Annotated in this window: 6 protein-coding genes; 2 read left to right on the forward strand and 4 right to left on the reverse strand. The window is 70.4% G+C overall.

Features of this window, described 5'->3' with window-relative positions; genetic code table 11:
• Window positions 1–572, reverse strand: a 572-nt coding sequence (gene eccE, locus QK444_RS26395) for a type VII secretion protein EccE (RefSeq protein ID WP_282784735.1), incomplete at its 3' end; no start/stop codon positions are given.
• Between the two features lie 130 nt (window positions 573–702).
• Here eccE and eccB point away from each other — a divergent pair.
• A complete protein-coding gene (gene eccB / locus QK444_RS26400; RefSeq protein ID WP_282784737.1) occupies window positions 703–2,181 on the forward strand; it encodes a type VII secretion protein EccB in 1,479 nt (492 codons plus the stop codon).
• Between the two features lie 36 nt (window positions 2,182–2,217).
• Here the strand turns inward: eccB and QK444_RS26405 are convergent, their stop codons facing one another.
• From QK444_RS26405 to eccD, 3 genes are all read right to left on the reverse strand, one after another.
• Complete coding sequence (locus QK444_RS26405; RefSeq protein ID WP_039809956.1) at window positions 2,218–2,526, reverse strand: hypothetical protein; 309 nt, start codon at window positions 2,524–2,526, stop codon at window positions 2,218–2,220.
• Between the two features lie 157 nt (window positions 2,527–2,683).
• Window positions 2,684–4,033 carry a type VII secretion-associated serine protease mycosin gene (gene mycP, locus QK444_RS26410; protein ID WP_282784739.1) on the reverse strand — a complete coding sequence of 450 codons (1,350 nt, stop codon included), beginning with the start codon at window positions 4,031–4,033 and terminating at the stop codon, window positions 2,684–2,686.
• Between the two features lie 133 nt (window positions 4,034–4,166).
• A complete protein-coding gene (eccD, locus tag QK444_RS26415) occupies window positions 4,167–5,648 on the reverse strand; it encodes a type VII secretion integral membrane protein EccD (RefSeq protein ID WP_282784741.1) in 1,482 nt (493 codons plus the stop codon).
• Between the two features lie 145 nt (window positions 5,649–5,793).
• Between eccD and eccCa the strand changes: the two genes are divergently transcribed.
• On the forward strand, window positions 5,794–8,966 hold a 3,173-nt coding region (gene eccCa, locus QK444_RS26420; protein WP_282784743.1), incomplete at its 3' end, for a type VII secretion protein EccCa.

Consider the following 8,966-nt stretch of genomic DNA (forward strand, 5'->3'; position numbering starts at 1 on the left):
AGCGGTCCCAGCAGTTTCTCGTAACTGGCACCGGCGGGAGTGCCGGAACGGCTGCGGAATCCGTGCGCGACGATGTCGATCCCGGCGAGCAGGATGTCGTGTTGCCGCAGGCATGTCGCCAGTTCCGGCAGCGGCAGCAGATGGGAGGCGTGCACGGTACCGCTGCCGAGCCGGGTCAGTCCGCCCTTGGTGGCGAGCACCTCCACGACGGCGACCACTCGGCTGCCGTCGCGGTAGATCCCGAGGGAGCGGCCGTCGGCGGCGCGGAAGTCGAGGGTGTCGCCGATGCGGTAGGCGCGCTGTCTCCGGTAGCGCCACCAGGTCGCGAGCCAAGAGGAAACTGGTCGTTTGCCTAATGGGATCAGCAGTGCCGCCATGAGCGCCAGGCCGACCGTCAGCGCCGCCCACCACGTCGGCCCGCAGGCGAATGTGGCCAACCCCGCCGCCAGCCCGGCCAGCTGCGCGCCCACCAGATCCGGCAGGGTGATCCAGCCGAGCAGCGGGCGGCCCGGTGGCGGCGGCGCGGTCGGCGGATCAGCGGGTGCGGCGGTCTCGCCCGGTGCGGCCATCATGGTCCCCCAACTTCCGTCGGCGGCCGCCGATGGCGACCGAAATCGGACAAAGACCAGGTGCGATAGGAATCGGCTGTCAGCGGAACTGTACTGTGTCGAGCGAACTCGATGACCCGTCGGGGGAGAATCCATGCCTTCGAAACCGACCACGCGCTGGCAGGTGAGCGGCTACCGCTTCCTGGTCCGCCGCATGGAACACGCACTGGTGCGCCGGGACGTGCGGATGCTGCACGACCCGATGCGCTCGCAGTCGCGCGCGTTCGCGGTCGGCCTGGTGCTCGCCCTGGTCGCCCTGGCTGGTTGCGGAGTATTGGCTCTACTGCGTCCGCAGGACAAGATGGGCAACAGCACCATCCTCATCGGCAAGGATTCCGGTGCGGTCTACGTGGTCATCGACGGTGTGGTGCATCCGGCGCTCAATCTCGCCTCGGCCCGGTTGGCGGCGGGCGAGGCCGCCGCACCCGCGACCGTCAAGGAATCGGAACTGGGCAAGAAGCCGCGCGGCCAGCTCATCGGCATTCCGGGCGCGCCCGCCTCGCTGAACTTCGACGACACCGGACGTGGCCGCGCCTGGACGGTCTGCGACACGCTCGCCAGTGACGGCAGCGGCGAGCTGACCACCGCCGTGCTGGCCGGTGATCCGGAGCTGGCGGAGAAGGCGGGTCCGCTGGCCGCTGGCCGGGCGCTGCTGGTGCGGGGCCGCGAGGCCGCGTACCTGGTGTACGACGATCGGCGGGCCCGGGTGGACATGAACGACCGCGCCGTCGTCGATGCCCTCGGTATTCGCGGTATGACGCCGCGCCCCGTCAGCGAGGGGCTGCTCAACGCCATCCCCGAGGTGCTGCCCATCGTGCCGCCGCCCATCGCGGATGTCGGTGCGGCACCGGGCTATCCGCTCGGCGATCACCGGATCGGCGATGTGGTGCAGGTGCGCACCGACGGCAGCCACTACGTGGTGCTGGCCGACGGCCTGCAACCGGTGTCGGAGCTGACGGCCGATATCGTCCGCAACACCTACCGCGCCACGCCGACCGATACCCATATCGCCCAAGCGGATCGGACGGCGGCCCCGGTCTCCTCGGCACTGCGGGTCGCCGACTATCCGGCGGCCGCCCCCGAGATCGTCGACGGCAAGGACCAACCCGTGGCCTGCCTGTCCTGGCAACCCGTTCCGGTCGCCGACAAGTCCGAGGGCAGCACCCGCGCGGAGCTGACCGTGCTGACCGGGCACACCGTGCCGATCCCGGACCGGGCGCGGCTGGTCTCCTTCGCCCAGGCCGACGGCTCCGGGCCGCACGCGGATGCCTTCTACATGCGGCCGGGCGCGGGCGCGTATGCGCAATCCACGGGGATCGAACCCGATAGCGAGCGCCGCGACAGCCTCTTCTACATCTCCGATTTCGGCGTGCGCTACGGCATCGTGGACCTCGACGCGGCGAAGGCGCTCGGCATGGACCCCGACAGCGTCCGACCGGAGCGCGCGCCCTGGCAGCTGATCGGCCTGCTGGCGCCGGGTCCGGCCCTGAGCCGGGCCGCCGCCATGGTCGCGCACGACGGTGTCGCCCCGGACGCGAACCCCGCGAAAGAGCCGGTGCGGTCCCAGAATTGAGCCGGGGCCGGGTATGTGACCCGACCCCGGCGCCGACTACACCGTGGTCGCCAGCCAGGCGATGGTTTCCTTGGTGTGGGTACCGCTGCGCGGCGCGAGCGCCTTGCCCTCGACCACGACCTCGTTCATTCGAATGCGGAAGCCCTTGGTGGTGACGTCCGCGATGCGGACACCCGGAGTGTCCGGGCCGTTGAAGGTCTGCACCATCGGGATGACGATCACATGGGAATTCGGCGGGAACGGCGTCGGGAAGGTCACCTCGGTGAAGGTGCCGGTCTGCCCTCCCCGCAGTTCGGCTTCGTTCGGGGCGTCCAGGTCGATGAGGCCGGTCAGCATCATGCTCATGGGAATCTCCTGTGCGCGAAATGGATGGTCATGTCGAGCCTCATTGCGCGGCATGACTTCAGTGTGGCGCGTTCCCGGGTAGTTTCGGGTAGTAATCGAAAGTCTATTTCTCTTCGTGCACAACGCTTTTCGTGCCAACCGGATCGTATGTGTCCGTTCAATCACGCGTGCCGAGGCGGCGGCGCAGCGGGAAGGAGGCCAGCCAGCCCAGGGTCAGCAGCAGGGTGATCACACCGGTGCCGATCAGTGCCGTGTCCCGGGCCGTGGTGTCGGGCGGGGGCGGGGGTGTCGGGAGGGGGAGTTGTTCGCTGCGGGCGGCGCTGGCGCGTTTGGGCGGCAGTTGGTCCGGCACCTCGGCGGTGAGGGCGGCGACGGGATCGACAGCGCCGTAACCGATGTAGGGGTTCCAGCCCTCGGCCGGTGCGTGCGCGGTGGCCTGGATGCGGTCGATGACCTCCCGCGCCCGCAGCTCGGGGAAGCGCGCCCGCACCAGCGCCGCCACGCCCGCCACGTACGGCGCGGCGAAACTGGTGCCGCTGTACGGAGTCAGCTGCCCCTGCCGGGTGAACTTGGCGGTGGTGAGTCCGGTATTGCGCGGATCCAGGGAGACGATGTTCTCCCCGGGGGCCGCCACGCCCACCCAGGGGCCGGGGACGGTGAAACCCGAAGGCTGGCCGAAGGAGTCGACCGAACCGACGGACAGCACGTACTCGTCCCACAGTGCCGGGGCCACGTAGGAGACGACGGTGTCCCAGGGGTCGCGGTCGGGATGCAGCGGGTCCGTACCCGGATTGCTCGCCCGGCAGGTGTCGGTGTTGCCCGCCGAGGTGACGATGACCGCGTCCTTCTCCAGCGCCGCGTATTGCACTGCCGCGCCGAGCATTCCGAACTCCCGGCTGTCGGGACGAGCGGTGGGGCAGGCCACCAGGGAGATATTGATGACGCGCGCACCGGCGTCGGCCGCGCGGCGCACCGCCGAGGCCAGCGCGGAGATCTTGCCGTAGCCGTCGGGCATATCGTCCGGACCCTTGTCGCGCCCAGCCCCTTTCGCCTGGTACAGCGCACTGGTCTGGCGGATGGTCAGCACCCGCGCCTCCGGGGCGACACCCGCGAAGCCCTGCCCCTCCACCCTGGTGGCCGCGATCAGACCGGCGACCAGGGTGCCGTGGGCATCGCAGTCCTCGGTGCCGTCGCCCCCGACCGCCACGTAGTCGCCGTCGGCGATGAGCCCGGGCAACCGTGGATGCGGGGTCACCCCGGTGTCGATGACCGCCACCAACTGCCCGGCCCCCCGGGAGAACCGCCAGGCGTGCTCCAGTTCCAGCGACCGCTGCGCGGGCGGAATCGTCGGACCGCCGCCTCCGGCCTGGGTGCTGATGCACGGCGCATTGGGCGGATGCTCGGTCTCGGTGGGCGGTGCGGCGGGACCTCCGGCGGGCAGCAGCCCGGCATCGATCGCGGGCGGCCGCTCCGCCCGCGCGGGTGCAGCGGTGATACCAGTACCCACCGAAACGCTCAGCGCCAATACGGAAGCCGCCGCGAGCGTCCGAACCCCGTTGCCACACCGCGTGATTCGTGCGGCGAGTGCCGTCGTTCGCGGCGAGCTGGGCGCGGTGGCGTGCGGCGACATGGGGGCTCGATCAGAGGCCGCGGACGAGGGCGAAGAGCTGGGTCACCCAGAAGACCAGCGGAATGACCGCCGCCACGAAGGCGTACTCGAGCAGTTCCACCGCGCGGCGCATGGGCGGGGTGGCCTGCTGGTTGGGCAGGATCATGCCGAGGACCAGGGCCGCGCCCAGCACGACCATGGCCGCGCCGAAGACGAGCAGGGGCTGCTGCATGCGCAGGGCCGCGCCCGCCAGGATGAGCAGGACGATGGCCGCGCCGCCCGCGACGAGCGGAACGGCCTGCGCCGCACCCGCGTAGGTGCGGCTGCGGAACATGAGCACCGCCGCGCACACCAGCGCCAGCGCCAGCCCCGGCCGGTAGACGTCCGTGCCCGCGGGATCGGCGGCGGCCAGCGCACCGGTGGCCGTGACCAGCGTCGTGGCGGCCACCAAGCCGGTGAGACAGCGCCGGGCCGCCTCGGCCGCGGCGCGCAGCGCCTCCAGGGTGGGCAGCGCGCGATGGTCGTCGGGATCGTCCTCGGTGGGGTCGATGGGCGTGCCCGGCGCGGGGACCGGCGGCAGCGGCAGTCCGGCCAGCAGCATGGACAGCCGGGGCGCGAGCGCCAGCCCGGCCAGCCCGAGCCCGGCCGCACCCGCCCCGATGGAGCGTACGGGCAGGTCGGTGAGCAGTCCGACCAGTGCGGCGGGCACCGCGTACACCGTCACCGTGGCGACGCCGAGGAACAGGCCGGGCCCCACCCCGGCCCCGCGCCAGGCCAGGATCGCCATCGCGCCCAGCAGGGCCGCGCCGAGCAGCAGATTGGCCCAGCCGTAGTGGTCGGGCACGAAGAGCATCCCCGCGGTGGCCGCCAGCGGCAGCGCGCACCCGCCCAGCACCAGCGCGGTCCCGCCGTCGTCGTACAGGCGCGCCAGCACCGTGCTCGCCACGACCAGCAGCACGGTGACGAACAGCGCCACCGCACCGCCCACCCAGCCGGGGACGGCATCGGGTGCGGCGAGCAGTCCGAGGCAGCCGACCAGCGTGGCGGCGACCGCCAGCACCGACCCGGTCAGCCGCGCGGTGCCGGGCGTCCAACCCCGGTAGTGGTCGGCGTCGGCGATGGCGACATTGTACATGATGTCGTCGAACAGCGGTGTGGGAGCGATGTGTTCGGCGCTCTCCAGCATGAGCAGCTCACCGTCGCGCACCCCCTGCTCGGTCAGGCTGAGCGAGTTGGCCAGCGGCGGTTCACCGATGCGGGCGAGCACCCATTCGTGCGGTTCGACATCCTCGTCGTCGTGGTCGAAGTCGTTGGCGCGGCTGTGCTGGGCGACCATGTCGACGACGCTGGGAATGACGAGCGCGACCGGCACATCGAGCGGAATGGCGGTATCCACCTGGGTGTGTTTGGCCAGGATGGTGACCCGTGCCAGGTCGGGGGCGCGGACCGTGCCGCGGGCGTCGTCGAGTTGATCCATTCGCGCGTTCACGCTGTCGCCAACTTTCGCTGTCACCTCTTTATCGGCGAGTTCGCCGATTCGCGGCGACGCCGTGATGTGCGGAATTGCTGCCCGCACTGTACGTCATGTCGGATGCTGGCCGTACACTGAGGCCGAATTCGGCAGTCTGGTCACGAACCCTATGGGGGATTTCCGTCAGATGAGCACCGTCCGGTTTCAGCGCCGTCCCCGCCGGGAGATTCCGCGTTCTCCCGGCGGGGAGGTGACATTGCAGCCGCCGCCGGAAATTCCCCGGAACATTCCCGCGAATCTGTTCACCAGACTCATGCCGCTCGTCATGGTCGTGGGCATGCTCGGCATGCTGGCGCTGCTGTTCACCTCCGGCAGCGGGATCGCCACCAATCCCATGAGCCTCATGTTCCCCATGATGATGGTGGTGTCCATGGTCGGCATGTACGCCGGGCAGGGCGGCAAGGGGCAGAAGGCGGCCGAGGCCGACGAGGACCGCAAGGACTATCTGCGCTATCTGGACCAGGTGCGTCGGGATGTGGCCGAGACCGCCGCGCGGCAGCGCGCCGCGGTCCAGTGGAGCCATCCCGAGCCCGGCCTGGTCTGGATGCTGGCCGGGACCACCCGCATGTGGGAGCGCCGGCCGGGTGACAAGGACTTCTGCCATGCGCGCATCGGGGTGGGCGGGCAGCGGCTCGCCACCCGGCTGGTCGCGCCGGAGACCGGGCCGGTGGAGGAGTTGGAGCCCATCGCGGCGGTGTCGCTGCGGCGGTTCGTGCGCACCCACTCCACCGTGCCGGACCTGCCGACCGCCATCGCGGTGAAGGGTTTCGCGAGTATCCAGCTGGGCGGCGATCGGGCGCAGGCGCGGGATATGACGCGCGCGATGCTGTTGCAGCTGGCCATGTTCCAGGGCCCCGACCAGGTGCTGATCGCGGTGGTGTGCGGTCCGGACACCGCGCGCGAATGGGAGTGGGTGAAATGGCTGCCGCACAGCCAGCATCCGGAGGCGTGCGACGGCGTCGGCTCCGAGCGCATGGTCTACGGCTCCATCCGGCAGGCGCACGCGGGCCTGCGTCCGCTGCTGCACAACCGGGTTCGCTACTCGCGCAATCAGCCGCCCGATCCCGCCCTGGTGCAGGTGGTGGTCGTGGTGGACGGCGGGCTGCTGGAAGCCGACGAGGATCCGCTGCGGGAGACCGGATTCGAGGGGGTGACCGTTGTCGACCTGTGCAATTACGCTCCGCGCCTGGCGGTTTCGCGCGGTATCCAGATGGTGGTGGAGGGCGGTGAGTGTTCGGGCCGGGGCGCGACCGGGGCCATGGAGCGCTTCGCCCGGATCGACCGGGTCACCGCGCGGGAGGCGGAGCGGGCGGCACGGCGGCTGGCTCCGTATCGGCCGGTGGTGCAGCGCGGAACCGAACCCACCGGGGACGAGGGGGAGGTCATCTCCTCCTGGGCGCAATTGCTCGGTCTCGGGGATATCGGCGGTTTCAACCCGGAGCAGGCGTGGCGGCCGCGCTACGGCCGGGAGCGACTGCGGGTGCCGTTCGGGGTGGGGGCCGATGGATTGCCGGTCGTCCTCGATATCAAAGAGGCCGCCGAGGGCGGAATGGGCCCGCATGGTTTGTGCATTGGCGCGACCGGTTCCGGCAAATCGGAATTTCTTCGCACATTGGTGCTTTCGCTGATTGCCACCCATTCGCCGGATCAGCTGAACTTCGTCCTCGTCGACTTCAAAGGTGGCGCGACATTCCTCGGATTGGACGGGGTCGCGCATATCGCCGCCATCATCACCAATCTCGAAGAGGAAGCCGATCTGGTGGACCGCATGCGCGACGCCCTGGCGGGTGAGATGAATCGCCGCCAGGAGCTGTTGCGCGCGGCGGGGAATTTCGCCAATGTGTCCGAATACGAGAAGGCCCGGGCGGCCGGGGCGGATCTCGACCCCATACCCGCGCTGTTCGTGGTGCTGGACGAATTCTCCGAACTGCTCTCCCAACATCCGGACTTCGCGGAGCTGTTCACCATGATCGGGCGGTTGGGCCGGTCACTGCACGTGCACCTGCTGCTGGCCTCGCAACGGTTGGAGGAGGGGCGGCTCAAGGGCCTGGAGAGTCACCTGTCCTACCGGATCGGACTGAAGACCTTCTCCGCCAACGAGTCCCGCCAGGTGCTGGGGGTGCCGGACGCCTACAACCTGCCAAACAATCCCGGCGGCGGCTACCTCAAGTCCGATTCGGGGGAGATCGTGCGCTTCCAGTCCGCGTACGTGTCCGGGCCGTATGTGGGCGGCGGGTCGCACCGCGAACCGAGCGTCGGCGGCGGGACTCCGGCGGTCGATGTGGCGGCGCGACCGTTCACCGCCACACACGTGGATTACCGTGCGGGCGACTATCTTCCGGCCGCGCCGGAGCCGGTGCTCGACGAGCCGGCACCCGACGCCGAGCAGATCTCGAACCTGCAGATGCTGGTGTCCCGGGTGCGCGGACACGGGCGTGCGGCGCACGAGATCTGGCTGCCGCCCCTGGACCACGCCCCGACCCTGGATCAGCTCATCCCCCGGTCGGTGCTCACCGGTGAGCACGCCCCGGTGGCGACGCTGCGGGCGCCGATCGGCATCGTTGACCGGCCCTACGATCAGCGGCGCGATCCGCTGGTGGTGGACCTGTCCGGATCGCGCGGGCATGTGGCGGTGGTCGGCGGACCGCAGTCCGGCAAGTCGACGGCGCTGCGGTCGTTGATCATGGCCATGTCGCTCACCCATACCGCCGAGCAGATCCAGTTCTACTGCCTCGACTTCGGCGGCGGCACCCTGGCCGGGCTCCAGGGGCTGCCGCAGGTCGGCGCGGTGGCGAGTCGGCTCGACGCGGACCAGGTGCGGCGCACCGTCGCCGAGATGGTCACCCTGGTGCGCCAGCGCGAGGCGCGGTTCCGGCAGCTCGGCATCGAATCCATGGCGGAGTTCCGGCGGTTGCGCGCCGACGATCCGACGGCCAGCCCGGCCGCCGCCGGAGCCCAGCAGGATCCCTTCGGCGACGTCTTCCTGGTCATCGACGGCTACGGCACCTTCCGTCAGGAGTTCGAGACCCTGGAACAGACCGTCATGAACCTCGCGGGCCAGGGGCTTTCCTACGGTGTGCACGTGGTCATCACGCTGGCGCGGTGGCCGGAGGCGCGACCCGCGCTCAAGGATCAGATCGGCACCCGTATCGAACTGCGCCTCGGCGATCCCATGGATTCGGATCTCGGCCGCAAATTCGCCGCGCTGGTGCCCATGGGGCGTCCCGGTCGCGGTATGACGCCGGACTGCCTGCACATGCTCACCGCGCTGCCGCGGGTCGACGGCGTCTCCGATCCGGT

The organism is Nocardia sp. CC201C, from assembly GCF_030010695.1.
Lineage (GTDB): Bacteria > Actinomycetota > Actinomycetes > Mycobacteriales > Mycobacteriaceae > Nocardia > Nocardia otitidiscaviarum.

Bases quoted from the DNA above. Each gene is read 5' to 3' on its own strand.
- eccB (WP_282784737.1), top strand. From the start codon at position 703: ATGCCTTCGAAACCGACCACGCGCTGGCAGGTGAGCGGCTACCGCTTC.
- QK444_RS26405 (WP_039809956.1), bottom strand. From the start codon at position 2,526: ATGAGCATGATGCTGACCGGCCTCATCGACCTGGACGCCCCGAACGAA.